The organism is Micromonospora sp. DT43 (genome assembly GCF_049841645.1).
GTDB lineage: Bacteria > Actinomycetota > Actinomycetes > Mycobacteriales > Micromonosporaceae > Micromonospora.
The window spans coordinates 63679-88160 of record NZ_JBNCKR010000020.1; the positions used below are offsets into that span (position 1 = coordinate 63679).

General features: G+C 69.9%; 28 protein-coding genes. 15 read left to right on the plus strand and 13 right to left on the minus strand.

Going from position 1 to position 24482, the window contains the following annotated elements:
- The first annotated feature begins 40 nt into the window (after window positions 1-40).
- From ACLQ26_RS30915 to ACLQ26_RS30925, 3 genes are read left to right on the plus strand one after another with little or no spacing between them, the layout of a single operon-like run.
- Window positions 41-847, plus strand: a complete 807-nt coding sequence (locus ACLQ26_RS30915; RefSeq protein ID WP_425747892.1) for a hypothetical protein — start codon at window positions 41-43, stop codon at window positions 845-847.
- Between the two features lie 12 nt (window positions 848-859).
- Window positions 860-2788: a fumarate reductase/succinate dehydrogenase flavoprotein subunit gene (locus ACLQ26_RS30920; RefSeq protein WP_425747893.1), complete on the plus strand. Its 1929-nt coding sequence runs from the start codon at window positions 860-862 to the stop codon at window positions 2786-2788.
- The gene (locus ACLQ26_RS30925; RefSeq protein ID WP_344354645.1) at window positions 2785-3852 is read left to right on the plus strand and encodes a succinate dehydrogenase/fumarate reductase iron-sulfur subunit; all 1068 of its coding nucleotides are present in this window, start codon (window positions 2785-2787) and stop codon (window positions 3850-3852) included. The genes ACLQ26_RS30920 and ACLQ26_RS30925 overlap by 4 nt, the downstream gene beginning before the upstream one ends.
- 112 nt (window positions 3853-3964) lie before the next feature.
- On the opposite strand, the gene ACLQ26_RS30930 is transcribed toward ACLQ26_RS30925, so the two are convergent.
- The gene (locus ACLQ26_RS30930; RefSeq protein WP_425747894.1) at window positions 3965-4405 is read right to left on the minus strand and encodes a (deoxy)nucleoside triphosphate pyrophosphohydrolase; all 441 of its coding nucleotides are present in this window, start codon (window positions 4403-4405) and stop codon (window positions 3965-3967) included.
- A 183-nt stretch (window positions 4406-4588) separates the two neighbouring features.
- On the opposite strand from ACLQ26_RS30930, the gene ACLQ26_RS30935 reads away from it, so the two are divergent.
- Entirely contained in the window at window positions 4589-4897 is a 309-nt protein-coding gene (locus ACLQ26_RS30935; protein WP_393301546.1) for a 4a-hydroxytetrahydrobiopterin dehydratase, read from the plus strand.
- Here ACLQ26_RS30935 and ACLQ26_RS30940 read toward each other — a convergent pair.
- Together ACLQ26_RS30940 and ACLQ26_RS30945 are read right to left on the minus strand one after the other, a co-directional pair.
- Entirely contained in the window at window positions 4884-5306 is a 423-nt protein-coding gene (locus tag ACLQ26_RS30940) for a VOC family protein (RefSeq protein WP_425747895.1), read from the minus strand. The genes ACLQ26_RS30935 and ACLQ26_RS30940 overlap by 14 nt on opposite strands.
- A complete protein-coding gene (locus tag ACLQ26_RS30945; protein ID WP_425747896.1) occupies window positions 5303-5656 on the minus strand; it encodes a DUF1801 domain-containing protein in 354 nt (117 codons plus the stop codon). The genes ACLQ26_RS30940 and ACLQ26_RS30945 overlap by 4 nt, the downstream gene beginning before the upstream one ends.
- Before the next feature lie 115 nt (window positions 5657-5771).
- Between ACLQ26_RS30945 and ACLQ26_RS30950 the strand changes: the two genes are divergently transcribed.
- From ACLQ26_RS30950 to ACLQ26_RS30965, 4 genes are all read left to right on the plus strand, one after another.
- The gene (locus tag ACLQ26_RS30950) at window positions 5772-6656 is read left to right on the plus strand and encodes a LysR family transcriptional regulator (protein ID WP_425747897.1); all 885 of its coding nucleotides are present in this window, start codon (window positions 5772-5774) and stop codon (window positions 6654-6656) included.
- 51 nt (window positions 6657-6707) lie between these two features.
- Window positions 6708-7070 (plus strand): PH domain-containing protein, encoded by a 363-nt coding sequence (locus ACLQ26_RS30955; protein WP_007464929.1) that lies wholly within the window; start codon window positions 6708-6710, stop codon window positions 7068-7070.
- 235 nt (window positions 7071-7305) lie between these two features.
- Entirely contained in the window at window positions 7306-8037 is a 732-nt protein-coding gene (locus ACLQ26_RS30960; RefSeq protein ID WP_266246034.1) for a class I SAM-dependent methyltransferase, read from the plus strand.
- A gap of 160 nt (window positions 8038-8197) precedes the next feature.
- On the plus strand, window positions 8198-9469 hold the full coding sequence (locus ACLQ26_RS30965; RefSeq protein ID WP_425747898.1) for an MFS transporter: 1272 nt from the start codon (window positions 8198-8200) through the stop codon (window positions 9467-9469).
- On the opposite strand, the gene ACLQ26_RS30970 is transcribed toward ACLQ26_RS30965, so the two are convergent.
- Entirely contained in the window at window positions 9453-9893 is a 441-nt protein-coding gene (locus ACLQ26_RS30970) for an SRPBCC family protein (protein ID WP_425747899.1), read from the minus strand. The genes ACLQ26_RS30965 and ACLQ26_RS30970 overlap by 17 nt on opposite strands.
- Window positions 9894-10025: 132 nt before the next feature.
- On the opposite strand from ACLQ26_RS30970, the gene ACLQ26_RS30975 reads away from it, so the two are divergent.
- Both ACLQ26_RS30975 and ACLQ26_RS30980 read left to right on the plus strand, forming a co-directional pair.
- Entirely contained in the window at window positions 10026-10400 is a 375-nt protein-coding gene (locus tag ACLQ26_RS30975; protein WP_425747901.1) for a VOC family protein, read from the plus strand.
- Between the two features lie 87 nt (window positions 10401-10487).
- A complete protein-coding gene (locus tag ACLQ26_RS30980) occupies window positions 10488-10886 on the plus strand; it encodes a hypothetical protein (RefSeq protein ID WP_425747902.1) in 399 nt (132 codons plus the stop codon).
- A 21-nt stretch (window positions 10887-10907) separates the two neighbouring features.
- Here the strand turns inward: ACLQ26_RS30980 and ACLQ26_RS30985 are convergent, their stop codons facing one another.
- Both ACLQ26_RS30985 and ACLQ26_RS30990 read right to left on the minus strand, forming a co-directional pair.
- Window positions 10908-11249, minus strand: a complete 342-nt coding sequence (locus tag ACLQ26_RS30985) for a hypothetical protein (protein ID WP_425747903.1) — start codon at window positions 11247-11249, stop codon at window positions 10908-10910.
- A 194-nt stretch (window positions 11250-11443) separates the two neighbouring features.
- Window positions 11444-12634, minus strand: a complete 1191-nt coding sequence (locus tag ACLQ26_RS30990) for a helix-turn-helix domain-containing protein (protein WP_425747905.1) — start codon at window positions 12632-12634, stop codon at window positions 11444-11446.
- Between the two features lie 360 nt (window positions 12635-12994).
- Between ACLQ26_RS30990 and ACLQ26_RS30995 the strand changes: the two genes are divergently transcribed.
- Window positions 12995-13753 (plus strand): helix-turn-helix domain-containing protein, encoded by a 759-nt coding sequence (locus ACLQ26_RS30995; RefSeq protein ID WP_425747906.1) that lies wholly within the window; start codon window positions 12995-12997, stop codon window positions 13751-13753.
- 174 nt (window positions 13754-13927) lie between these two features.
- On the opposite strand, the gene ACLQ26_RS31000 is transcribed toward ACLQ26_RS30995, so the two are convergent.
- The gene (locus ACLQ26_RS31000; protein ID WP_425747907.1) at window positions 13928-14257 is read right to left on the minus strand and encodes a hypothetical protein; all 330 of its coding nucleotides are present in this window, start codon (window positions 14255-14257) and stop codon (window positions 13928-13930) included.
- A gap of 230 nt (window positions 14258-14487) precedes the next feature.
- Window positions 14488-14994, minus strand: coding sequence for an SRPBCC family protein (locus ACLQ26_RS31005; RefSeq protein WP_425747908.1), 507 nt, complete (start codon window positions 14992-14994; stop codon window positions 14488-14490).
- A 227-nt stretch (window positions 14995-15221) separates the two neighbouring features.
- Here ACLQ26_RS31005 and ACLQ26_RS31010 point away from each other — a divergent pair, with 227 nt between their 5' ends.
- A complete protein-coding gene (locus tag ACLQ26_RS31010) occupies window positions 15222-15848 on the plus strand; it encodes a hypothetical protein (protein WP_425747909.1) in 627 nt (208 codons plus the stop codon).
- Between the two features lie 161 nt (window positions 15849-16009).
- On the opposite strand, the gene ACLQ26_RS31015 is transcribed toward ACLQ26_RS31010, so the two are convergent.
- Together ACLQ26_RS31015 and ACLQ26_RS31020 are read right to left on the minus strand one after the other, a co-directional pair.
- Complete coding sequence (locus tag ACLQ26_RS31015) at window positions 16010-16768, minus strand: class I SAM-dependent methyltransferase (protein WP_425747910.1); 759 nt, start codon at window positions 16766-16768, stop codon at window positions 16010-16012.
- Window positions 16769-16889: 121 nt separating this feature from the next.
- Entirely contained in the window at window positions 16890-18461 is a 1572-nt protein-coding gene (locus tag ACLQ26_RS31020) for a mucoidy inhibitor MuiA family protein (RefSeq protein WP_425747911.1), read from the minus strand.
- A 199-nt stretch (window positions 18462-18660) separates the two neighbouring features.
- Here ACLQ26_RS31020 and ACLQ26_RS31025 point away from each other — a divergent pair, with 199 nt between their 5' ends.
- On the plus strand, window positions 18661-19665 hold the full coding sequence (locus ACLQ26_RS31025; RefSeq protein ID WP_425747912.1) for a DUF7161 family protein: 1005 nt from the start codon (window positions 18661-18663) through the stop codon (window positions 19663-19665).
- 160 nt (window positions 19666-19825) lie between these two features.
- Here ACLQ26_RS31025 and ychF read toward each other — a convergent pair whose 3' ends face one another.
- Complete coding sequence (ychF, locus tag ACLQ26_RS31030; protein WP_425747913.1) at window positions 19826-20911, minus strand: redox-regulated ATPase YchF; 1086 nt, start codon at window positions 20909-20911, stop codon at window positions 19826-19828.
- A gap of 126 nt (window positions 20912-21037) precedes the next feature.
- Between ychF and ACLQ26_RS31035 the strand changes: the two genes are divergently transcribed.
- The gene (locus tag ACLQ26_RS31035; RefSeq protein ID WP_425747914.1) at window positions 21038-21385 is read left to right on the plus strand and encodes a hypothetical protein; all 348 of its coding nucleotides are present in this window, start codon (window positions 21038-21040) and stop codon (window positions 21383-21385) included.
- Between the two features lie 7 nt (window positions 21386-21392).
- Here the strand turns inward: ACLQ26_RS31035 and ACLQ26_RS31040 are convergent, their stop codons facing one another.
- Together ACLQ26_RS31040 and ACLQ26_RS31045 are read right to left on the minus strand one after the other, a co-directional pair.
- A complete protein-coding gene (locus ACLQ26_RS31040) occupies window positions 21393-22127 on the minus strand; it encodes a Type 1 glutamine amidotransferase-like domain-containing protein (RefSeq protein ID WP_425747915.1) in 735 nt (244 codons plus the stop codon).
- A gap of 129 nt (window positions 22128-22256) precedes the next feature.
- A complete protein-coding gene (locus ACLQ26_RS31045; RefSeq protein ID WP_425747916.1) occupies window positions 22257-22760 on the minus strand; it encodes a hypothetical protein in 504 nt (167 codons plus the stop codon).
- Window positions 22761-22965: 205 nt separating this feature from the next.
- Between ACLQ26_RS31045 and ACLQ26_RS31050 the strand changes: the two genes are divergently transcribed.
- Window positions 22966-24456, plus strand: a complete 1491-nt coding sequence (locus tag ACLQ26_RS31050; protein ID WP_425747917.1) for an FAD-binding oxidoreductase — start codon at window positions 22966-22968, stop codon at window positions 24454-24456.
- The last annotated feature ends 26 nt before the right edge of the window (window positions 24457-24482 follow it).

The window sequence follows — 24482 nt, forward strand, 5'->3', positions numbered from 1 at the left end:
ACCAGCCCGCCCGTACGGGCCCGTCGAGGAGACGACTCGAATGACTTCAACGGCAACGAGGCCGCGGGGAGCGCGGGCGCGCGCCGCCATCGCGGCGAAGACGTTGCGTACCGACCGCTGGTGGTTCGCCCCGCTGATCACCGTGATCGGGCTCAGCGCCTGGGTGGCGTACGCGACGGTCCGGGTCTTCATGCACAAGTGGTACTGGGTGGACCAGTTCCACTACCTGACCCCGTTCTACTCCCCGTGCGTGACGGACCGGTGTGTCGAGGAGGCCTCGCACTTCGGCCGGTTCCTGCCCGGCTGGTGGATCATCCCGGACGCGGCGCTGACCCTGCCCTTCCTGCTGCTGTTCCGGCTCACCTGCTACTACTACCGCAAGGCGTACTACAGGTCGTTCTGGCTGTCGCCGCCGGCCTGCGCGGTCCCGGACGGCCACAAGGAGTACGGCGGCGAGACCCGCTTCCCGCTGCTCGGTCAGAACCTGCACCGCTACTTCTTCTACGCCGCCGCGATCATCTCGCTGATCAACACGTGGGACGCGATTCTCGCCTTCCACTCGCCGAAGGGCTTCGGCTTCGGGCTGGGCAACATCATCCTGTTGGTCAACGTGGTGGCGCTCTGGGCGTACACCATCTCCTGCCACTCCTGCCGGCACATCATCGGCGGGCGGCTCAAGCACTTCTCCAAGCACCCGGTGCGGTACAGGGCCTGGACGTTCGTCTCGGCGTTGAACGTCCGGCACATGCAGCTCGCCTGGATCACCCTCGGCACCCTCGCGCTGGCCGACTTCTACATCATGGCGCTGGCGGCCAAGTGGTTCTCCGACCTGCGGTTCATCAACTAAAGGGCCCCTGACATGACCACTACCACTCGCATCGAACGACACCACTACGACGTCGTCGTCATCGGGGCCGGCGGCGCCGGTCTGCGTGCGGCAATCGAGGCCCGGCTCGCCGGCAAGAAGACCGCGATCATCTCCAAGTCGCTGTTCGGCAAGGCGCACACGGTGATGGCCGAGGGCGGCGCGGCCGCCGCGATGGGCAACGTGAACAGCCGGGACAACTGGCAGGTGCACTTCCGCGACACCATGCGCGGCGGCAAGTTCCTCAACAACTTCCGGATGGCCGAGCTGCACGCGAAGGAGTCGCCGCAGCGGATCTGGGAGCTGGAGACGTACGGCGCGCTCTTCGACCGTACGAAGGACGGCAAGATCTCCCAGCGCAACTTCGGCGGGCACGAGTACCCCCGACTGGCGCACGTGGGCGACCGGACCGGCCTGGAGCTGATCCGCACCCTCCAGCAGAAGATCGTCTCGCTCCAGCAGGAGGACAAGCGCGAGTTCGGCTCGTACGACGCCCGGATCCGGGTGTTCTCCGAGACGACGATCACCGAGCTGCTGCTCGACGGCGACCGGGTCGCGGGCGCCTTCGGCTACTACCGCGAGTCCGGCGAGTTCATCCTCTTCGAGGCTCCGTCCGTGGTCCTCGCGACCGGCGGCGTCGGACGCTCCTACAAGGTCACGTCGAACTCCTGGGAGTACACCGGGGACGGGCACGCGTTGGCGCTGCGCGCCGGGGCGACGCTGATCAACATGGAGTTCCTCCAGTTCCACCCGACCGGCATGGTCTGGCCGCCCTCGGTGAAGGGCATCCTGGTCACCGAGTCGGTTCGTGGCGACGGCGGCGTGCTCAAGAACTCCGAGGGCAAGCGGTTCATGTTCGACTACGTCCCCGACGTCTTCCGCAAGCAGTACGCGGAGACCGAGGAGGAGGCGGACCGCTGGTACACCGACCCGGACAACAACAGGCGTCCACCGGAGCTGCTGCCGCGCGACGAGGTGGCCCGCGCGATCAACAGTGAGGTCAAGGCCGGCCGGGGCTCCCCCGCCGGTGGCGTCTTCCTGGACATCGCGAGCCGCCGTTCCGCCGAGGAGATCCGCCGCCGGCTGCCCTCGATGTACCACCAGTTCAAGGAACTGGCCGACGTGGACATCACTGCCGAGCCGATGGAGGTCGGGCCGACCTGCCACTACGTGATGGGTGGCGTCGAGGTGGACCCGGACTCGGGCGCCGCCTTCGGCCACGTCCGTGGGCTGTTCGCCGCCGGTGAGGTCTCCGGCGGCATGCACGGCTCCAACCGCCTCGGCGGCAACTCCCTGTCCGACCTGCTGGTCTTCGGCAAGCGGGCGGGCGGGCACGCGGCCAGCTACGCCGACGGGCTGACCGCCCGGCCGAAGGTGGCAGTGGACGCGGTCGAGGCCGCCGTGGAGACCGCCCTGGCTCCGCTGCAACGGGACACTGGCGAGAGCCCGTACACCTTGCAGCAGGACCTCCAGGTGGTCATGGGGGATCTCGTCGGAATCATCCGGCGTGAGGGTGAGCTGGCAGACGCCCTGGTGCGACTGGCCGAGCTGCGCGAGCGCGTCGCCAAGGTGAGCGCGGCCGGCGGTCGGCGCTACAACCCGGGCTGGCACCTGGCCCTGGACCTGCGCAACATGCTTGTGGTCTCGGAGTGCACCGCGAAGGCGGCGCTGGAGCGGCAGGAGTCGCGCGGCGGGCACACCCGGGAGGACTATCCGGCGATGGAGCCGAAGTGGCGGCAGGTCAACCTGGTCTGCTCGCTGGACGGCGACAACGTACGGCTGACCCGCAAGCCGCTGCCGAAGATGCGGCCGGAGCTGATCGGCCTCTTCGATCGGGCCGAGCTGGCCAAGTACCTCACCGACGAGGAGCTCGCCGACTTCGACGCTCTCGTCGCCGACGCTGGAGAGGCGGACAACCGATGAGCGCGAAGCGTCAGTTCCGGATCTGGCGGGGCGACGAGACCGGCGGCGACCTGCAGGACTACATGGTCGAGGTGAACGAGGGCGAGGTCGTCCTCGACGTCATCCACCGCCTGCAGGCCACCGACGCGCCCGACCTGGCCTGCCGGTGGAACTGCAAGGCCGGCAAGTGCGGCTCCTGCTCGATGGAGATCAACGGCAAGCCGCGGCTGGGCTGCATGACCCGGATGTCGACCTTCGGCGACGAGGAGACCGTCACGGTCACCCCGCTGCGGACGTTCCCGGTCATCCGGGACCTGGTCACCGACGTCTCGTTCAACTACGAGAAGGCGCGGGAGACCCCGGCGTTCGCCCCTCCGGCGGATGTCGCCCCGGGCGACTACCGGATGCAGCAGGTCGACGTCGAGCGCTCGCAGGAGTTCCGCAAGTGCATCGAGTGCTTCCTGTGCCAGAACGTCTGCCACGTGATCCGCGACCACGAGGAGAACAAGCAGGCGTTCTCCGGCCCGCGGTACTTCATCCGGGCGGCCGAGCTGGACATGCACCCGCTGGACGCCCGGACCGACCGCAAGGAGTACGCGCAGGCCGAACAGGGCCTCGGTTTCTGCAACATCACCAAGTGCTGCACCGAGGTTTGCCCCGAGCACATCAAGATCACCGACAACGGGATCATCCCCATGAAGGAACGCGTCGTCGACCGCAGGTACGATCCCCTTGTGTGGCTTGGTAGCAAGATCTTCCGTCGGGGCGAGACGCCCCAGACCAGCGTGACCACCGCCCGTCAGGGCTCGGCGAGCCTGCCGGGCACGAGCCGGGGCGGGGTGCACTCGCACGCGGGTGGCTCGCACGACCCGCAGGCCGAGGCGCAGGCACAGAGCGGCGTCAACTGGCACCGGGAGGTGCCCCACCCGACCGCGCCCGCGGTCGACGACCGGGGCCGGCTGCCGCTGACCGAGCTCACCTTCGACCGGGCTGCCGCGCCGTCGCCGTTCGGCGACGACGTGACCTTCCCGCTGCCTCCGGAGCACCTCAACTTCGCGCACCCGGACCAGGACGACAAGCACTGATCAAGACCACCCGAACGGGGGCCCCGGCTAACGCCGGGGCCCCCGCACTTTGACCCGTTGATCATGAAGTTATTGCCCTGCCGACCGGCTTGTCGCGGCAATAGCTTCATGATCAAACGGCGCGGAGGTGGGGGCGTAGGGCTGCCACTATCGGGGCGTCGGCGGGGAGCCAGGTGACCTCGTTCAGCTCGTCGGCCGCCAGCCAGCGCAGCGCCTGGTGCTCCAACGCCTGCGGCTCGTCGCCGTGCAGGAGGCGGGCCGCGTACACCTTGAGCACCGAGCGGCCGTGGGCCATCCGGACGTTGCGGCCGACCCGGTCGCCGATCTCCACGCGTACGGCCAGTTCCTCGGCGCACTCCCGGATCAGCGCCTCGGTCTCCCCCTCCCCCGGCTCGACCTTTCCGCCGGGGAACTCCCACATGCCGGCCACCTCCGGCGGCGCGGAGCGCGCACAGGCGAGCACCCGTCCGTCCCGGATGATCGCCGCCCCCACGATCACCTTCAGGTCCCGTCGTTCGGCCTGCCCGTCACCATTAGCCCGTTCGGTCTGCACGGGCGTCCAGGGTGCCAGATCAATCGGCGGTTTGGGTACCGACGCCATCCGCTAGGCCAATAGAACACGGAAGTGTGGGCGTGGACACCCCTAGCGAGCGGCGACAGACTAGAAGGCACCGACAAGACACGGGATGGCGACGATTTGGCCACAAGCCGGCAACGGCGCTTGGGGGGTGCGGTGATGCGCGTGCTGTTCAACAGCCGAGCCAAGCACGACTACCTGTCCGACGCGTTGACCTTGCTAACCGGTTGGACGCGGGAAGGTGAACAGATCCGGCGAACGCTCGTGATCGACGATACCCAACACGCGGCGCTTACTGAACGGGTAAAGGTCGTGGCCGACGCTCTGCACCTGCGTCCCGAGATCAGTCGCCGGTCCGACAGCACCCAGATCCGGGTCGGGCACGGCAGCGACGAGCCGCTGACCGAGGGCGAGGTCCTGCTGGCCGCCCGCATCGAGGACGCCTACCGCGCGGTCACCGAATCCTGACGACCTCCTCCGAGTCCCACACCACGTCCTGCGGGTACCAGCGCAGCTCCACCGAGTTGCCGTCCGGGTCCCGCACGTAGATCGAGGTCGCCGAGCCTCGGGCGCCGAACCGGCTGACCGGCCCGGTGAGCACCGTGAAGACCCTCGACTCGATCACCTGCGCCCAGTCGAGTGGTGCCACCACCAGGCAGAAGTGGTCCACGTTCGCGCCTCTTGGCTCACCTGCGACGAGGTCGATGATGCTGCCGGAACTGATCCGCACCGACGGGAACGGGACACTGCCCGCGCGCCACTCGTCGACCCGTACGGGCGCCAGCCCGAGCCGGCCGCAGTAGAAGTCCAGGGACCGTTCCACGTCGGCGACGGTCAGCACCAGATGGTCGAAGCCGGTTACCCGCACCGCGCTCACGCCTCCTCCAGGTTGGCCGCAGCGCGCAACCAGCCGCTGAACAGAGCCGGATCGACGTCGGCGACGTCGCGCAACTTCACCGCCGCCATCGCCCGCGCACCTGGTGACAGCCGCCCGGACGGGTCGGCGATCTCCTGCCCCCGCCACAGCCCGAAGGTGACGTACGACCCGTATGCCTTGACCAGGCAGACCGGGCGCTGGCCGGGCCGGTCGCCCAGGCCCCAGACCGGGTGGCCGTGCCACATCGCGCCAGTCGCACCGGGCAGGGCCGCCGCGATGATCGGCGTCAGCCTCTCGCCGGTCTCACGCAGTGGGTCGGCCAGGCCGGCCAGGTAATCGTCGATACTCACGTCAGAGCCTCTCGCTCGGTGTTCCCTGCCGCGTTTCACGATCCCTGGACGAGGGAGGCCGACCAAGACCTGATGCCGCTACGATCGTTGCCCACAGGTCAACGATGGGAACGGTGTGCTGGAGCGGTACGAGGTCGAGGCGTTCCTGACGCTCGCCGAGGAACTGCACTTCGGCCGGACCGCCGAGCGGTTGACAGTCAGCACCGGCCGGGTCAGCCACATCGTGAAGAAGCTGGAACGCCGGATCGGCGCACCGCTGTTCACCCGCACAAGCAGGGTCGTCCGGCTCACCCCGATCGGCCGGCAACTCGCCGACGAGCTGGCTCCGCTGGTCGCCGGGATGGACGAGGCCGTCCGCCGCGCGACCGACGCCGCACGGGGCGTGACCGGCACGCTGAGGGTGGCGTTCCTCGGCGAGTGGACCGCGCCGGTGTTGCTCCGGGCGGTGGCCCTGTTCGGCGAACGACACCCCGACTGTCGGGTGGAGGTGCACGAGGCGCAGTTGTCCACCACCCGGTCCGGGCTGCTCGACGGCTCGACGGACGTGTTGATCGCCTCGTACCCGTTCGACGGGATGGCCACCGGCCCGGCGCTGCTCTCCGAGGGTCGGGTGCTTGCGGTGGCGGCAGGTCACCCGCTCACGCGGGAGCGGTCGGTGTCGTTGGAGGTGCTCGCCGACCATCCGGTGGTGCAGTACCCGACCGTGACCTCGATGGAGTTCAAGCGGAACCGCACGCCCGAGCGCACCCCGGCCGGCCGGCCGGTGCCGAAGGGTCCTGCCGGGAACACCTTCTCCGAGATGCTGTCCCTGGTCGCGCTGGGCCGGGGTGTCCTGCCGGTCGGCGAGCACACGCGGCGCTACTACCCGCGCCCTGACGTGGCGTACGTGCCCATCCACGATGCGCCACCGATCGAACGGGGGCCGGTCTGGTTGCCCAGCAACACCACCACCCGGGTACGCGAGTTCGTCCGCGCCGCGACCGACGCGAACCCCCGATGAGACATGCCGTCCGCGCCGGCACGTTGGCACCGGTTTTCTAGCCTGGGTCTCATGGCGAACATCGCGTACGACCGCAAGGAGCAGGTGCAGCAGATCGAGAGCGGGCTTCTCGACGGCGAGCAGATCATCGCCGTCTACGACGCCGTCGGCACCGGCACCGGGTTCATCGGGTTGACCGACCGGCGTGTGATCATCCAGGACCGCTCCTTCGTCGGGAAGCGGCACGCGATCACCAGCATCCCGTACTCGAAGATCACCAGCGTGAGCGTGGTCAGCAACAAGTCGTGGGGCGGCACGTTCTTCTCCACCGGCGCGATCGCGATTCACGTCGGCACCCACACCTACGAGGTGGAGTTCCGCGGCGCGCAGAAGAGTCACCACGTGCACAACGTGATCCTGCACCACATCTCCTGACCCTCCCCGCGACCGTGGGCCCGGTGGGCGTAAATGCCTTGCCGGGCTCACGGCGTCTCTGGTGTTCTGAGCCCACAGCCGCGCGGAAGGAGCAGCCGACATGCCTCACTCGACGAAGTCCCCCCGACCGAATGTCATCCGACCTGAGGAAACGAGGCTTCGTGAGCAGCTCTGCTCCGACCATCGTGGCGCGGGAGTGCGCCGCTGACCCCCTGACCAACCCCGGAGGCCGCTGATGTCGGTCTTCGACGATCCCGGCCTGTTCGGCCGGCTGTGGGCCGCCGGCTACGACAGCCCCGGCAACCCCGACCCGGCGCCAGCCGTCGACTTCCTGGCGGATCTGGCCGACGGTGGCCCGGTCCTCGAACTGGCGATCGGCACCGGCCGGGTCGCGCTGCCACTCGCCGAACGTGGTCTCGCCCTGCACGGCATCGAGGCGTCCGAGGAGATGGTGGCGCAGATGCGGGCCAAGCCCGGCGGCGACCAGATCCCCGTGGTCGTCGGCGACATGGCCGACGTGCAGGTGGCGGGGCCGTTCCGCCTGGCGTACCTGGTCTTCAACACACTGTTCAACCTGGTGGACGCCGAGCGGCAGGCGGACTGTTTCCGCAACGTCGCCCGGGTGCTGTCGCCGGGCGGAGCGTTCGTCATCGAGACGTTCGTGCCCGACCCGCGCAGCTTCGACGCCGATGAGCAGGTGCAGGTCCGCGAGGTGACCGAGGACTCCGCGACGATCCGGCTGCACCGGTACGACCGGCCGGCGCAGCGGTTCATCCGGCAGACCATCACCTTCGACGGTGACGGTGTGCACCTGAAGCCGTTTGCCATGCGCTACGCCTGGCCGCACCAGATCGACGAGATGGCGCGGCAGGCGGGGCTCCGGCTCACCGAGCGGTACGCCGACTGGCACCGACGGCCGTTCACCGCCGACAGCCCGTCCCACATCTCCGTCTACCGGGCGGAGTAGCGGTTTGATCGACTCGGGTTCCGGAAAACCGGGGTGTCATCGCCACGCCGACACCCCGACTTCAAGGAACCCGAGTCGATCTCGGCCTTGCGCCCTCGGCTGATTCTGCTGGCAGCAGCAATTGTTGATTCGTAGGCCCCCCGCCGGGTGAGCTGACAGCATGCCGCCGAACGCCGCCCGATTCCCGCGCTCTTCGCCGTACTGGCCCGTCGTCAGTCATCCCCTGCTGCGGCGCGTGTTGCCCGGGCTGGCCGTGTCCGCCCTGGGCGACGGCATGGCGGTGGTCGCGGTGACCTGGCTGGCCATCCAGCTCGCGCCGCAGGACCAGCGCGGCCTGTGGATCGCGCTCGCGGTGGCCGCGTACGCCCTGCCCAGCGCAGCCGGGACGGTCATCTTCGGTCGGTGGCTGCGCGGGCGCGGCGGCGCCCAGCTCGCCGGCTGGGATGCGATCCTGCGGGCCGCCGCGCTCGCGGCGATCCCGATCGCTCACCTCGCGGGCATGCTCACCATCGGGCTGTACGTCGTCCTGCTCGCCGCTTCCGCGTTGCTGCACTCGTGGGGCTCGGCCGGGCGGTTCACCCTGATCGCCGAGCTGCTGCCCGAGCGCCACCACCTGCCGGCCAACGCGGTGCTGACCACCATCTCCGGGTTCGCCACCATCGTCGGCCCGCCGCTGGCGGGCATCCTGATCGGCTGGGCGGGGCCGGTATGGGTCATCGCCATCGACGCCGCGACGTTCGCCGTGCTGGCGCTCACCTATCGCCTCGCCCTACCCGCCACCGGGACAATCCAGCGGTACGAGCGCGGCGCCTCGCGTACCGCGGGTTTCTCCGTCATCCGCCGTCAGCCCGCGCTGCTGGGCCTGCTGGTGTTGAGCCTCTGGTTCTTCTTCCTCTTCGGCCCGGTGTACGTCGCCATGCCGATCCACATCACCGACGACCTGCACGCCTCCGCGACGCTGCTCGGCGTGTACTACACCGCCTTCGGCGTCGGCGGCCTCGTCGGCGGCGTGGTGGCCGGGCACCTCCGCCGTTGGCCGCTCCGCGCCACCACCATCGGCATCGTCATCGGGTTCGGCGTCGCCATGCTGCCCCTCGGCCTGGGCGCACCCGTCGGCCTGTCCCTGCCGGCGTTCGCCCTGGCGGGCCTGATCTGGGCGCCGTACATGTCCGTGTCGATGGCGTTGTTCCAGCGCACCGCGTCCACCGAGCAGCTCCCTGCGGTGCTCGCCGCGAACGGCGCAGTCCTCGTGCTCGCGGTGCCGCTCGGCACGATGCTCGGCGGCCCGCTGGTCGGTGCCATCGGCGCACGCCCGACGCTGCTGCTCTGCGCCGTGGCGATCGTGACCCTCGGCCTCGTGGCCGCCGGGTTCAGGGTGGCGCGGCGGAACGCGCAGGGCTCGGGCGCCACTGAGGTCAGTGCCCGTCGCTGATCTGGACGTCGTCCGGCGCCGGCCTGCCGCGCCCGGTCTCCACCAGCTCCTTGAGGCTCATCAGGAAGATCGCCCACTTGGTGCTGCACTCGCGCATGAGTTCGGTCGGCTCGCGCCAACCCGCGTGCGTGAAATCAACAATCGTGTACGTCCCGCGCTGTTCGAAGCGCCACTCGACCTTGGTGCCGATCCACTCGTCGGGGCCACCGACGACCCGCCACCGCACCCGCCCAACCGGGTCCAGCTCCAGGATCTCCAGGTCGAACCCGCCGTCGGCACCGAACCGCACGGCCAACCGGCCGCCGACCTCGCTCTTTCCGGTCGTGTCGATCGACCACCAGCCCGCGACGCCCTCGGGAGTCGCCACCGCGCCGTAGACCTCGGCGAGCGGGGCGACGACGCCGACCTGATGCAGAATGTCCACCACTTCAAACTCCTTCTTCGCCTGCGCCTACGTGCAACCTTTGGTTGCTCGACCGTACGACGACCGCCTTCGTGGCGCAACCTTTAGTTGCGCATCGCGATTGCGTCGTACCCGAGGCACACAATGCGGTCCATGTCTGAGTCAGCTCCCCAGCGACACCACACCATCGACTACATCGAGCTCACGGTGACCGACCTCGGCGCAGCCAAGAGCTTCTACGCCGACGCGTTCGGCTGGCAGTTCACCGACTACGGGCCGGGGTACGCGGGCATCCGCAGCCCCCACGGTGAAGGCGCACCCGAGGTGGGTGGCCTCCGGCAGGACGAGGCGGTGCGAGTGGGCGGCCCGCTGGTGCTGCTCTACTCGAACGACCTGGACCAGTCCGTGCAGGCCGTGAAGGAGGCCGGAGGTCAGGTGATCGAGGGGCCGTACGCGTTCCCCGGGGGCCGCCGGTTCCACTTCACCGACCCCAGCGGCAACGAGCTGGGCGTCTGGGCCGAGCAGTAGCGCGCAGGACGGCTCGGGCCGGCGGCGGCATTCGTGGTGGCAGACTGAGCCGTCGTCGGCGTTGGGCTGCGCCATTGAGGGAGAGCCGTGAACGAGGACGAGAGCCTTCGCCGCTACGGCCTACGGCCGTCCCCCGCTGACCTGCCACAGATCCGCCAGGTGCTGCTGGCCGAAGCTGACCAGCAGGACCAGGACACGGAACTCATGAAGCTGTGCTGCCTGCAACTGTTCAATGCCGGCCACCTGAGCGACGTCCTCGTGATCTGGCGGGCCAAGGAGTCGAGCTTCGACGCCCACTGCTCGATCGACGTCCAACTGCTGTGCGGCGCCGGACTGGCGGCCACGAAGGCTCACCTGGAGGCCGACGGCTCGCCAGACGCCGCAGACGCCCTTCGGTACCTGGTGGAGTGCGAGGCCGCAGGGAACTTCGACGGCTTCTCGGTAGCCGAGCAGTCCCGCTGGAGAGCCGACTACTACCTGACCTGACCGATCGACTGCCAGCGCAGTTCATCCATGGACTGTTCCGAGGTCCCCGCCGCTGATGACAAGACAGTCAAACACGTCGTTCAGGACAGCCCGCTGGTGTTCGGTCAGCGGGTTCGCGAAGACCACGACGTCGACTCCGGCCGACCGACACGCGTCGGCGACTTCGCCGGCCTTACCGGGGCTGAGCAACGTCCGTCGCGACAACGGAGAGCCCATCCTGTCCACACCGCCGGAGGACACACCCCGCCGCTGAATGTGCCGACTCACCACGCGGCCACCTTGCGCCTCCACGGCGGCGGCCAGCACATCGAGCTTGCTGCCGAACTCCCTGTCCTTCGCCGAAAACAGGCCCACGAGCGCCACGCCGGCACCTGCGATCACGGAGTTCGATGGCCCGGCCGGGTGTCGACTCACGAGGCGATCATGCCAAACGAGCCTCCCTGCGCCACAAGGCGGGCAGCAATCATGTCCAGGAGTTTCGTCGTGTTGACACTGGCGAGCGGCGAGGGTCAACCGGTTACGGATCTGCGCCAGGGACAGAAACGGTGCCGTCATGCTCAGACCACACCGAGGCGGATGGCAAGTTGGACGATCGTCGCCGGGGCGTCCGAGTCTCGGACCACCAGCGCGACCAAGTCCCTGGCCGCCGGGCGATGGCGCACCTCGGCGGGCGCGATCCTGTCGGCCTGCACCAGGACCCGAGCCGCGTTGATGGAGTCGCCGCTCTGGAGATAGGCGCGAGCAGCGTCGAGCAGGTGCGCGGCCCGGTGTTCGAGGGGCAACCATCGCCACCCTTCACGTGCGGTCGCCGCCCGGTGAAGACCCACCGCGTCGGCTCCGTTGCCCAGGTCGACCGCTGCGGCGGCCCGGGCCAACTCGACGGCCGTCGGCCCGAAGCCTGTTCGGTGATGGTCGTGCCCATCACCCACCCGAGCAGCCCTCCCGGCCGCATCGTGCAGCAGATCGGCCGTGGTGCGATCGTCGCCGGACCTCGCCGCGATCAACGCGGCCTGCACCAGCAGCGACCCACACAGCGACAGCTCCGACGGCGTGCCCTCGTCACCATCACGAGGAGCGAGCTGGTACGCGGCTGCCAGCATCACCGTTCTCGCCCGAGCAGACGTGCGCAGCACCTGACCGAGCTGCACCGCCGCAGCGGCCACCAGCACCCGATCCCCCATCGCGGCGGACATGGCGCGATCGGCGGCCAGCCAGGCGAGGGTGGCCTCGTTCAGCTTCACCAGCACCGACGCCGTCACCCGGTACGCCTCCACCAACGCCGCCCGGCCGACCTCCGGATCCCGGACATGGGCACGCTGAACGTCGATCAACAGCCTCGGCAGCAGTTCGACCACCTCTGGATACCGCGCATGCTGAAAGGTGGTCCAGGCATGCTTCACCTGCCGGGCGAGACGATCAGCCGGCAGGACGTCACGGCTCGCCGCCTGGGGGCCAAGAGCCATCACGTACGTCGACATCGCCGCCCGAATCCGCATGACGCCCTCGATCCGCTCCCCCGCACCGACTGGCCGGGCATCACGACCGAGCAGCGCCGCGGTGTCGACCCGCAGGACGGCGGCGATGTCCCGGATCGTCGACACGCGCTCCAACGACCGGACCCCGCGCTCGACCTTGTCCACCCAACTCTTCGACTTGCCGAGGCGATCGGCGAAGGACTGCTGCGACAGCTTCCGCCGAGCCCGCAGGTATGCGACCCGCCGACCGATCGGAAGGTGATCACCGGTCACGGCGCCACCGCCGCTCCGGTACCGCCCGAGTCGTCTCGTCGACCGCATCGGCGCCGCTGTCGTTGCGCCCTGCAGCTAGTCGGCGTGCCTGCGCCAGCAACCGAGTCCGAGCTTCTGTCTGCTCCCGACTCTGGATCCGCTGCCCGGTGCCCGGGACAGCCGGCGTCGAGCGGCCAGTCAGCTTGCGCAGGAACTCCCACATGAACCTCGCCATCATCGCTTCCTCCTGCTCGGACGTGCCACGTCCGGCCTTTCAACGCCTGCCACTCACCATGCCGTCGTTATGTCGCCAGGTGCGACGGCAGCGCATGCGGCATAACGGTCACATTGGGGGCGACATTTAGACGACAGTCCCTTAATGTGAGTCGCATGACGACCCCCAACACCGCCCTCCGGGCGGTCCGCGCCGGCATGAGGATGAGTCAGGACGACTTCGCCCGCGCTCTCCAAGCCGCAGGGCACCGCGCAGGCGAACCCAACGACGCCAACAAGCGGCTTGTCCAGCGGTGGGAGTCGGGGGCAATCGCCGCGCCGAGACCCGTCTACGCCCGCGCCTTGGAAGTCGTGACCGGCTTGCCCATCTCGCTACTCGGATTTGCCGAGGTGCCCGGTGGCCGCACCATCGAGGACCAGCACGGTGGCCACGACCTGACGTCACCGATGTCCGACCTGGCCACGCCGACTCCCGCACGCCGCCCGACCGCAACCCACGGGTCGCACGAAGGCGTGTGGCTCAGCCGCTACCAGTACCACTCCAGCGGGCGGGCAGAGTCGTTCGCCGGGCAGCACTACGTGGTCGTGATTCAGCACGGCGACCGGCTGAACGTGCGCAGCCTCCCAGGCTCGGCACCCTCGTCACTGTCGCTGGACCTCACTGTGGACGGCAGTGTCGTCACCGGCACGTGGGTGGAGCAGACCGACCCGGGCGGCTACTACCGGGGCGCGCGCTATCACGGCGCAATCCAGTTGATGGCAGAGCCGACTGGCCGGCGGATGGCCGGCAAGTGGGTCGGATTCGGCAAGGACATGGACGTCAACACCGGCCCCTGGGAGCTGATATTCCAGGACGCGTCGACGTCCAAGGCCACACTCGATCGATACAACGTACCGATCGGCTAGGTTCATCGATGTTCATTGCTGCATGAACAGGACTGGACGCTGCAGAGGCGCAGGGCGAAGCGGAATTCACGACACCGCGTCCCACCGTCCACGACAGATCAGCTCACGATCCGGAGCCGGGCGGGCCTCGTCGTACCGGCCGATCTCCTGAGACGGACGTCCAGCCGGTGGAAGCTAGGCATTGTGCGGATTGCGCCCCGTGTCCAGGCTGTCTGCCCGGCGGTGGAGTTCCTCAGCGATGCTGTCCCAGTCCGGGCCGAAGGAGCGGAGGTCGCTGGCCGCCGCGTGCAACAGGTCGACATCCTGCGGCCGTTGAAGGCACGCCAGCCGGAACGCAAGGTTCCGCGCCCAGACCGGAAGACCCATCCAGTCCTCTTCGAACATCACCTTGAGCATCGCCACGATCTCGTCAGCCGACGCGAAGGTGATGACCTCCACGTACGCGTCGGCGACCCTGGGGCTGTGACGGTCGGGAAGCAAACGAGCCAGCTCAAGCAGCGGCATGCACTCCGGTGCGGCGGGTGGCGCGGGAGCGGCCTCCCTGGATCGCCCTCTGAAATGCCTGTCGCGCACGGCGCGAAGCCAACCGACGGTCGTCACAACTGAGAAGCTAGTCCACGTCCCGTCTCCGGGCCGTGCCGCTGGATTTCTGGACATCGACTGCGACCATGGCCATTCCCGATGGAGAGCCGACTCCTACCTGACCGGACGGACCGCTGCCCGCGGCGACGTCGTCACACCCGGGGCGGCGGCGTCGCGCCCAGGGTGAGGGCGAGGTAGGCGTTGCGACGTGCGATGAGTCCTCGCAGGTACGGCCGCAGGACGAGGCCGGCCACGAGACGGCCGACGAGGCCCATCGGCGCGGCGAAGTCGATGACATCGCGCATGACCGTCGTCGAGGGGTTGGCCGGGTCCGGCGTGAACCTGTGCTCGTGACGCCAATGGCGGAACGGGCCGTGGATCTGCTCGTCCGTGAAGCCGTCGGGCCGCCGATAGTCGGTGATCCGAACGGTCATCCGCCACGGCAGGCCGAAATGCCTCGCTTCCCACGTGACGACATCGCCGGCCCTCAAGCGGCCGGCGGTCACGCCGCCGACCGCCCGTTCGGCGCTCGCACCCATCGACTCGGTGTGCGTGCCGACGTCGAGAGAGGCGTCGAAGACGGCCTCCGGAACGGCCTGTACGTCGGTAGTGAGCTCGATGCGCGGCACCCAGCCACAGTAAGCCGGGCCGAGTGCCACAGGAAGGATGCTGTCGTGCTCAGACCACACCGAGGCTGATGGCCGAGGTCACACCTCGGCGGGGCGCGCCATCGAAGACCGCTCATATTGACGGATCTCGGTCTTTAGGCGACTGATGGCAATTGATGGCCATAACGTACGCCTAGCCGGACACCCGTCCCTCCACACCGGCCCAAGCCGGCGAACGCCGGCGAGACGAGTGGTCAACCCGGCGGATGGAGGTTGTCATGAGATTCCGTACCAAGACCGCCGGGGCGTTTCTCGCGGTGGCCGCGGTGAGCACGCTCGTTGCTTCGGGCATCGCGAGGGCACCCGCGAGCGCCGATGGGCAGAGCTTCGCGTTCACGATGGTTCGTTCGCAGGGCGCCGAGGCCGCGGGCTGCCTTCCGGATGCCCGTGCCGTTGTGCGGGTTCACCCGGCAGGCGTCAACGAGATACTCAGCATCCGTGCCGTCGGCCTGCCACCGCGTACCAACTTCGATCTTTTCGTCCTGCAGCAGCCGGACGCGCCGTTCGGAGTGTCGTGGTACCAGAGCGACCTGCGGTCCAACCAGAACGGCGTGGCCCGGGTGACTGTGGTCGGACGGTTCAACGTCGAAACCTTCGCCCTCGCGCCCGGTAGCCGGCCCGCGCCGGACACCCACCCCGGCGTCGACGCGACAACCAACCCGGCGTTCGGCCCGATCCACACGTACCACCTGGGTTTCTGGTTCAACTCGCCGGAAGAGGCGGTCGCCGCCGGATGCCCCGGGGCCACCACCCCGTTCAACGGTGAACACACCGCAGGGGTTCAGGCCATGAGCACCCGCAACTACCCCAACCTGGCTGGCCCCCTCAGCCAGCTCGGCTCCTGATCCAGAGCAGCGGTGCCACGGACGAACGTGGCACCGCTGCTCGTGCTGATCCGTAGGGCAACAGCCCGCCCTCAACCCGCGAGGATCACCCGACAGATGGTCCCGCGATCCGGAGCCGGGCGCGGCTCGTACTGGCAGCCGACGACACGAGCTCCTGAGCGTCAGCGCCGGGCGCGCAGCACGCCGGTCAGCATCGGCAGGGTGAACTCACCCTCGGCGGTCTCGGGCCTGCTTCCGAGGAAGTCGCGGATCCGGCCGAGAGTCGCCTCCCGCTCCGGCTCCGGCATGACCAGCATCCCGGCCCGGGTCGCGAGTGTCGCGATGAGGGAGTCAGCGGTGCGGCGCTGACCGTGCGGAAACTCGTCCTGTTCCGCCGAACCGAACCGGGCAGCCAGGCCGGTCCTCGGAACGAGCATGTCGGCGGTCGCCGCGCGCCAACTGGTGACCGTGTCACGCGGGCCGATCGCCGCACTCCCGCTGACCCGTTCGAGGTCGGCGAGCCAGCCGATCCGGTCGTCCAGGATGTTCCACAGGCCCGCCAGGACGCCTCCGGGTGCCAGGACCCGAGCGATTTCCGGCCCCGCGACGGCCATGTCGAACCAGTGCAGGGCGTTGCCGGCAACCACGGCGTCGACGGACGCGTCGGGCAACGGGATCGCCTCGGCGCTCCCCGGCAGGGCACGAACGGCCGGCATCGCGCGGCGCAGCTCCGAGAGCATCGCCGGGTCGGGTTCGACCGCGACGACGTCCGCACCAGCGGCGACCAACGTGGCGGTCAGCTTGCCGGTGCCGGCACCCAGGTCAAGCACCCGGGAGCCGGGCGCGAACTCAAGCGCCCACCGCACCGCGGCCTGCGCGTAATCCGGGCGATGCTCGGCGTACGCGGACGCCGCCGAGCCGAACGACGAGCTGAGCGACATCCGTTCCTCCTACCTCACCGCCGGACTGACATCCTCTCGGATTTCTGGATGCCGGGGTGTCCCGGCCGCCCGGACACCCCGTTTTGCAGGAATCCGAGTTGATCAGGCCCGGCTACGATGCCTACTCCCGCCAGCCGGTCAGATTCACTCCCTTGGCCAGCTCCACCCGGAAGCCGATGGCGATCTCGCCGCTGTCGCCCGGGGCGAGCGACAGCCGCCAGGCCAGCTCTCCCAGCTCCGTACGCTCCGTCGGTGCCGGTGCCAGGTTCGTCTCCCGCACCACCACCGCCTCGTCGCGGGAGACCGGCAACTGGTCGCGTACCTCGACCGTCGCCTGCCGCGGCGTGTGGTTGGCGACGGTGATCCGGTAGTCCACCTCCCGCCGCCGCGTCGACCCGAGCGTCGCCCTGGTCTCCGAGCGCCGGTGCAGCTTCCGCTCCACCCGCAGTCGGTCGTCGACCCCGAGCCCCAGCTCGATCTCCTCGCCCGGCGCCCACGTCGGCAGCGCGGTGGCCGCGACGAAATCGGCCCCGTGGAACACCGCCGCCGGACCGGGCAGCATCGTGTGATCCGACGTGTTGCGTACCGTGGCACGCAGGTGCGCCTCGGCCGCGCGGACCGGCACTGTCACGTGGTCCAGTCGGGCCGGCAGCTCCAGCACGGCGATGGTGGCGCGGTGCGCGCTGCCGTCGGCCGGCACCGCTGCCGGCCGGGCCGGCCGGTAGGTGGCCGCGCTCACGCCCTGCTCGACCTCGGCGACGCTCTCCTTCATCCGGGGCAGGGGCGCTGCGGACCGGCCCAGCGCCCCGCCCGGCGCCGGGGGCGACATTCCGGCCGGCACGGCCGCCGCCGCCACGGGCCCAACCAACTCCGGCCGGAACCGGTCGAGATACCAGGGCGACAGTTCGGGTACGCCTGTAGTCGCGGCGGGCCGGGCGGTCGAGAGCAGAAGCTCGCACTCCGGCCAGTCCTCCCCGGTGTTCTGACTGACCAAACCGAACCAGGTGACGGTCACAGTGTCCTCGACCAGCCGCAGGTCATAGGAGGGCCGCCACACCGCGCCGTCGACCAGGTAGGTCAGCTCCAACTCCACCTCCGCGTCATCGGCCGCCACCGAGACCGTCACCTCGGCGGCCAACCGGTCCGGCGTCCGCTTGCCGCGCGCGGCTTTCAGGTCGCGCTCGACCGCGGCCAACTCCGCGGCCAGGTCGGTGCGCCGCCGAGACAGCCCGCGCCGCCGGCCGCGCGACTCGGCGAGCTGACCGGCCACCGAGTCGGTGAAGGCCGCCACGTCGGTCGGCGCCGCGTCGCCGGAGGCCAATGCCCGGGCGTACGTGCCACCGGCGCGCTCGGCCAACCGGGTGAGGAACTCCCCGCGCTGTCCCTCGATTCCGTCCGCGTCCTCGACCTCGGCCAACTCGTCGCTCAACTCGCGGTGTCGCTGTTCGAGGCCGACGATCTGCGCGTCGGCGCTGCGGGCCTGCCGCCAGGTGGTCACGTCCACACCGAGCACCGTGGCGGCGCCCCGACCACCGACCCGGATGGAGTCGCGCCGCAGGCCGAGTGGGAGTGGCGCGACGCGTAGGCGATGCTCGCCGGCGGTCAGACGAGGGCTGCTCCGACGGGTGACCCGGGCCCGGTCCGGGTAGACGGTGACGCCGACGATGGGCGCATCGATCAGGGTGCTTTCCACGGCGCGAGGGTAGTCCAAGCCTGCCACGCAAGCGCGCCCCGCAGCGCCCGCAGGGGCCGGCCGTCGGCAGCCCTCGTGGGGTACTTTGGCGACTTGTCGAGGCTCACCAACGGCCGGATGGTGTTGCCGCCGTCTTCGGATGCGCCCGCCGAATACGCCATCCGCCTCGCGATTCGCGACACGACGGGAGGGCGCAGCGATGACGCACGATGAAGTGGCGGAATTGGCTGAGAAATGGGGGCCTCCAACCCATTCCGCTCCGGTCCACGGTAGCCGGCTGGCTCCGTTCGCAGGTGTGGTGCCCGAACTGCTGCTGGCGTACTGGCGTAGGTACGGCTTCGCCGGCTTCGGCAACGGATTGTTCTGGTTGTGCGATCCCGAGGTGTGGCAGCCGGCGGTCGACGCCTGGACGAACGGCCTTGCCCTCCCTGAAGAGGAACGATGGATTGCGGTGAGCCGCAGCGCGTTCGGCGATCTGCAGGTGTGGGGGCAGCAGACGGGTTCACGGTTGACGATCAGCGCGCAGTACGGGTGGGTGATCCACACGGATCGGTCGGATCGCGTGCTGACCGACGATGGCCGCAATGATCGGCTCTACGCGATGCTGATGTGCCAGGACCGCCGCAGTGTCGACCTGCACGGCACCGACAAGAAGCCGTTGTTCGATCGGGTCCTCGCACTGCGTGGCCCCGTGGGCCCCGACACCATCTACGGCTTCGTCCCGGCCCTGGGTCTCGGCGGGGCGCTGCGACCCGACCGGGCGGAGATCGTCGACGGACCCGTCCATCTGGAGCTGCTCGCCGAACTCTCCGAGCGTCGCATCGTGGACGAAGAAGACCTCCTGCACATGTGGATCGGCCCAGTGACCGACCCAGGCGCTGCCGACGACCGCACGGCGACCGAGCACCACCAGCGCGTGCCCGTCGAACAGCCGGCAAGGCCGACGTCGACGGAGTGGCGGCCGGTGCGGGCCACCGACACGGGCCTGAATGGACGTGCCGCGCATCTCCTGACCAGCGAGCCGACCGACGACGCGGGATGGCCGGCGGACCTGCCCGCCGGTGTGACGGAAGTGGTCATCGTCGAGGACGCTGTCAGTCCGACAGCCACTCTGAAGGTGCGGACCAATGGGGACGCCGCGCCGACGACTGCGTGGGTCAGGTTTGACCAGCTCGCCATACGCGATGAGGCCGCGGAAGGGTGACCGCGGCGTCAGTGGGACCGTTCAGGTCACGGTCGTCGGGCCGGCTGTGCTTCTGCGACTGACAGCCTTCGGCTGGTTCGCTGCCTACCTACTGACCCTGCCGAGACCGGTGATCCGGACGATCACCGGGTAGGGCGTGTTTGGGGGAAGCGGGCCGGAGTCAGACGTTGAAGCGGAACTCCACCACATCGCCGTCCTGCATGACGTACTCCTTGCCCTCGATGCGAACCTTGCCCGCCGCCTTGGCCGCCGCCATCGACCCGTGCTCGACCAGGTCGTTGTAGGAGACCACCTCGGCCTTGATGAAGCCACGCTGGAAGTCCGAGTGGATGACACCCGCGGCCTCCGGCGCGGTGGCGCCGACCGGGACGGTCCAGGCGCGCGCTTCCTTGGGGCCGGCCGTGAGGTACGTCTGGAGCCCGAGCGTGCGGAAGCCGACGCGGACGAGCTGGTTGAGGCCGGGCTCGTTCTGGCCGATCGACTCCAGCAGCTCGCGGGCCTCCTCCTCGGGCAGGTCCACCAGCTCAGATTCGATCTTGGCGTCCATGAAGACGGCCTCGGCGGGGGCGACCAGGGCGCGCAGCTCGTCGAGGAACGTCTCGTTGGCCAGTTCGGCCTCGTCGACGTTGAAGACGTACAGGAAGGGCTTCGTGGTGAGCAGGTGCAGCTCGCGCAGGTGCTCCAGCTCGATCTTGGCGGCGGCGGCCCCGGAGTACAGGGTGGTGCCGCCGTCGAGCACCTCGATCGCGGCCTTCGCGGCGGCGACCGCGGCCGAGCGGTCCTTGCGGAGCTTGGCCTCCTTCTCCAGCCGGGGCAGCGCCTTGTCCAGGGTCTGCAGGTCGGCGAGGATCAGCTCGGTGTTGATCGTCTCGATGTCGTCGGCCGGGGAGACCTTGCCGTCGACGTGCACCACGTTCGGGTCGGAGAAGGCGCGGACCACCTGGCAGATCGCCGAGGCGTCCCGAATGTTGGCCAGGAAGGCGTTGCCCCGGCCCTGCCCCTTCGACGCGCCGCGCACCAGGCCGGCGATGTCGACGAACGACACCGGGGCCGGCAGCACCTTCTGCGAGGAGAAGATCTCGGCCAGCTTGCCGAGCCGGTCGTCGGGCAGCCCGACCACGCCGACGTTGGGCTCGATGGTGGCGAACGGGTAGTTCGCCGCCAGCACGTCGTTCTTGGTCAACGCGTTGAAAAGCGTGCTCTTGCCGACGTTGGGCAGGCCGACGATGCCGATGGTGAGACTCACGACGGGCCAGCTTACGCCGGTGCCGGCCGGACCGGTCCACGCGGCTCCGATTCGGCCGGCCCGGAGCACGGATGCCCGCCCCCGGCGGGCCGCCCGCCAGGGCAGCGATCTGGCAGGGTGACCGGCATGCGGACGACCCTGCAGTTTCTTCTCATGGTCGACGGCCCGCCGACGGCGTCGGAGCTGCTGAACCAGATCCGTACCGGACTACCCGACGCGGTGCCCCACCGACGGGACTCGGTGGACGTCCGCGGCAACCTGCTGGAGATCACCCCCAACGAGGCCGCCGACCCGCGGCTCGCCGCGACCGACGAGGACGACTACCTCTGGTTCCGGTGGCGGGTGGAGCTGACCCCGATGGACCGGGCGGTCGACGAGGGGCACCAGATCGCCCTCGCCCGGGAGCTGCTGCGGGCGATCGACGGACCGGAGGTGCGGGCGACCGTGTGCGCCGCGTTCGAGGACCGGGTCTGACCCGTGCTCAGCCGAGCAGGCGTGGGGTGATGACAGTCTCCGCGACTGTGCCGTCGGCGGCGCGACTGACCTCGTACGCCGAGACGCCCTCGCGGTCCGCGACCGCCTCGACCAGCCGGCTCCCCCGGTAGACCAGGCCGACGCCGTCGTCGGTGCAGTGGCTGGTGGGTAGCGTCCCGTCGCCGACCAGCGCGTGCATCAGCGGCCGGCGCTGGGCCTCGCTGTCGTAGTGCACGCCGTTGCCGTACGGCAGCCAGCCCAGCGCCTCGGTGAAACCGCGCAGGCGGCGACCGAAGCTGTCGGTGGCGCCGCCCACGTGCCAGCAGATCGAGCCGGCCGACACGCCGGCCAGCACCACGCCTGCCTGCCAGCACTCGTGCAGGATCTCGTCGAGCCCGTGCACCCGCCAGACCGCGACGAGGTTGGCGACGCTGCCGCCGTCGACCCAGATCACGTCCTGGGCGAGCAGGTGGGCGCGGACGTCGTCGACGTTCGGCATCGGGAACAGCGCGAGGTGCGACAGGCGGAACCGGGTGTCGGCGAACGCGCTGTAGGCGGCCGCCAACGAGGTGGGCTGGTCACCGACGGCCTGCCCGAGGTAGCAGATCCGCGGGTGCGGGCCGGCCTCGGCCAGTTCGGCCGCCAGCTCGAAGATCGGGCTGGGGCGCAGGTCGAGCGGCCCCCGACCGCCGCGAAAGAATCCCATGCTGGTGGCGAGGATTGTCGGTTCGCTTGCGGGCATCGGGTTCCTCCTCGGTGGGGCCGGCACCCATCCTGCCGCAACCACCCGGACACGATCCCGTCGCCCTCCGCGCGGCGATCATGAGGTTGGCGTCGCTCGTGGAGATCAACGAACCCGTCAAACTCATGATCAACCCGATCGGTCGGGCCGGCGCTGGTGGGGCACCTGGGCCTCCGGGGGCAGCTCGTCGAACGGACTGTCGGTCGCGGGCAGTTGCGCCGCGGCGGCACGAGGCAGGGTGAACCGTTCGGCTGCGCCCGGCCCGGCCCAGACCGACTCGCGCAGCATCCAGCGGACCTCGTCGGCCGTCCAGCCCAGCCCCGGCCGGGCGGCGATCTCGCGGACCAGCCGCCGGGCCGCCCGGGTGTCGTCGTCGTAGAAGCGCATGCACCAGTGGTGCGTCCACATGCCGAGCGCCCGCAGACCGGCGTCGTCGAGCGAGCGGGCGAGCCGGCCGCAGGCGGTGTCGGCGAACGCCCGCTCGGGGTCACCCGCCCGGTCCCGCTCGATGGCGCCGACGGCGGCCGGCGCGACGGCCCGCATGCGGCGGTAGAAGGACTGCACCACGGCGCGGGGCAGCGGCGGGAACGCGCCAGGTGTCGATGCCGTCGCCCGACCCGCCACGCTCGCCATCGCCGTACCCCTTCTTGAGTTGGTGGCCGGACGTTACCCGCCACGACCGACACTTCCGGGCGGAAACCCCCCACCCGGCCCCCTTTCCCCCTGGTGACCAAGAGGTTTGCGTCACCGGACACGAGGCGTCGTGACGCAAACCTCTTGATCACCGTTCGGGGAGGGAGGGGGTGGGGTGGGAGGGTGAGGTATGGGTTTGGGCCGGGTGCCTCAGTCGCTGACCGGGCAGATCGTCACGCCCGGCGACCGTCGGTACGCGCAGCTGCGCTCCACGTACACGACGACGGCCTCGCCGGCCGCCGTTCTGCTGCCCAAGACCATCGGTCAGGTGACCGACGCGATCCGGTACGCGCGGGAGCAGCGGCTGCCGATCGCCGTCCGCAGTGGCGGGCACGGCTTCTCCGGAGCCTCCTCGAACAACGGCGGGATCGTCATCGACCTGTCGATGCTCAACCGGGTGCGAGTGCTCGACGAGCGGGCCGGGCTGGTCCGGGTCGAGGCCGGTGCCCGCTGGGCGAACGTCGCGAAGGCGCTGGCCCCGTACGGCCTGATGGTCAGCTCGGGCGATTACGGCGGTGTCGGCGTCGGCGGGTTGGCCACCGGTGGCGGCGTCGGCTGGCTGGTACGCGCCCACGGCCTCACCATCGACCGCGTCCGCGCGGTGGAGGTCGTGCTCGCCGACGGAACGTTGGTACGCGCGGACGCGGCGCACGAACCCGAGCTCTTCTGGCTGGTCCGGGGTGCCGGCGCGGGAGCCGGTGTGGTGGTGGCGTTCGAGATCGAGGCCGCCGAGCAGCGCAACGTCGGCGTGGCGCAGCTGGTCATCGAGGCGCACCCGGACGGCCGTACCGTCCACGAGTGGGCGAGCTACCTGGCGCGGGCCCCCCGGGAGCTGTCCGCCGCCGCCGTGCTGTTCGCCGAGGGCCGCTCGACGCTCATGTCCGTCACCGCAGTGGTGGCCGCGGAGAGCCTGCGTCGCGTCCGGCCCGTCGTGGAGCCGCTGCTGGCCATCGGGAAGGTGCTCGAACACCGCAGCGACCTGCTGCCCTACCCGACGCTGGTGCCGACGGCGCACCTGCACCCGAACGTCGGACAGCAACGGGGTACGACCACCAACGGCCTGTTCACCGAGCTGGACCCGGCCTCCGCCCGAGCGGTCATGCGGGCGACCACCGGGCCGGGCCGGGCGGTGGTCCAACTGCGCTCGGTCGGCGGAGCGGTAAACGACGTAGCCGCGGACGCGACGGCCTACCGGCATCGGCACCAGCACACCCTTGTCATCGCCTCGACGTTCCCACCGCAGGGCCACGGTGCGTTGGACATCGCCTGGCGGGCCGTCGGCGTGCGTGCCGACGGCGAGTACGTCAACTTCGAGAGCCGACCGGACCCGGCCGCGTTCGCGCGGATCTACCCGGGCGAGACCGGCGCCCGGGTGCGCCGGCTGTGGAAGCGGTACGACCCGGACGCCGTGTTCCGCTCGCCCCTGCTCGACGGCCAGACCAACCGGTCGGGGCAGTCGAGCCGGTCGGGGCAGTCGAGCCGGTCGAAGCAGCCGAGGCGGTCCAGCCAGTCCGCCCAGGCCGGCCAACCCGCCCAGGCCGGCCAACCCGCCCGGTCCGGGCAACCCGCCCGGTCCGGGCAGCCCGCGCAGTCCGGGCAGCGGTCCGGTCAGCCCCACCGGCGCCGCCGCCGCTGAGTAGCGCCAGCCTCGCGAATCATCAG

What these genes read in the sequence shown, in the direction of transcription:
- ACLQ26_RS30915 (WP_425747892.1), top strand. Translation starts at nt 41, where the DNA reads ATGACTTCAACGGCAACGAGGCCGCGGGGAGCGCGGGCGCGCGCCGCC.
- ACLQ26_RS30920 (WP_425747893.1), top strand. Translation starts at nt 860, where the DNA reads ATGACCACTACCACTCGCATCGAACGACACCACTACGACGTCGTCGTC.
- ACLQ26_RS30925 (WP_344354645.1), top strand. Translation starts at nt 2,785, where the DNA reads ATGAGCGCGAAGCGTCAGTTCCGGATCTGGCGGGGCGACGAGACCGGC.
- ACLQ26_RS30935 (WP_393301546.1), top strand. Translation starts at nt 4,589, where the DNA reads ATGCGCGTGCTGTTCAACAGCCGAGCCAAGCACGACTACCTGTCCGAC.
- ACLQ26_RS30955 (WP_007464929.1), top strand. Translation starts at nt 6,708, where the DNA reads ATGGCGAACATCGCGTACGACCGCAAGGAGCAGGTGCAGCAGATCGAG.
- ACLQ26_RS30960 (WP_266246034.1), top strand. Translation starts at nt 7,306, where the DNA reads ATGTCGGTCTTCGACGATCCCGGCCTGTTCGGCCGGCTGTGGGCCGCC.
- ACLQ26_RS30965 (WP_425747898.1), top strand. Translation starts at nt 8,198, where the DNA reads ATGCCGCCGAACGCCGCCCGATTCCCGCGCTCTTCGCCGTACTGGCCC.
- ACLQ26_RS30975 (WP_425747901.1), top strand. Translation starts at nt 10,026, where the DNA reads ATGTCTGAGTCAGCTCCCCAGCGACACCACACCATCGACTACATCGAG.
- ACLQ26_RS31000 (WP_425747907.1), bottom strand. Translation starts at nt 14,257, where the DNA reads ATGCCGCTGCTTGAGCTGGCTCGTTTGCTTCCCGACCGTCACAGCCCC.
- ACLQ26_RS31010 (WP_425747909.1), top strand. Translation starts at nt 15,222, where the DNA reads ATGAGATTCCGTACCAAGACCGCCGGGGCGTTTCTCGCGGTGGCCGCG.
- ACLQ26_RS31015 (WP_425747910.1), bottom strand. Translation starts at nt 16,768, where the DNA reads ATGTCGCTCAGCTCGTCGTTCGGCTCGGCGGCGTCCGCGTACGCCGAG.
- ACLQ26_RS31025 (WP_425747912.1), top strand. Translation starts at nt 18,661, where the DNA reads ATGACGCACGATGAAGTGGCGGAATTGGCTGAGAAATGGGGGCCTCCA.
- ACLQ26_RS31035 (WP_425747914.1), top strand. Translation starts at nt 21,038, where the DNA reads ATGCGGACGACCCTGCAGTTTCTTCTCATGGTCGACGGCCCGCCGACG.
- ACLQ26_RS31040 (WP_425747915.1), bottom strand. Translation starts at nt 22,127, where the DNA reads ATGCCCGCAAGCGAACCGACAATCCTCGCCACCAGCATGGGATTCTTT.
- ACLQ26_RS31045 (WP_425747916.1), bottom strand. Translation starts at nt 22,760, where the DNA reads ATGGCGAGCGTGGCGGGTCGGGCGACGGCATCGACACCTGGCGCGTTC.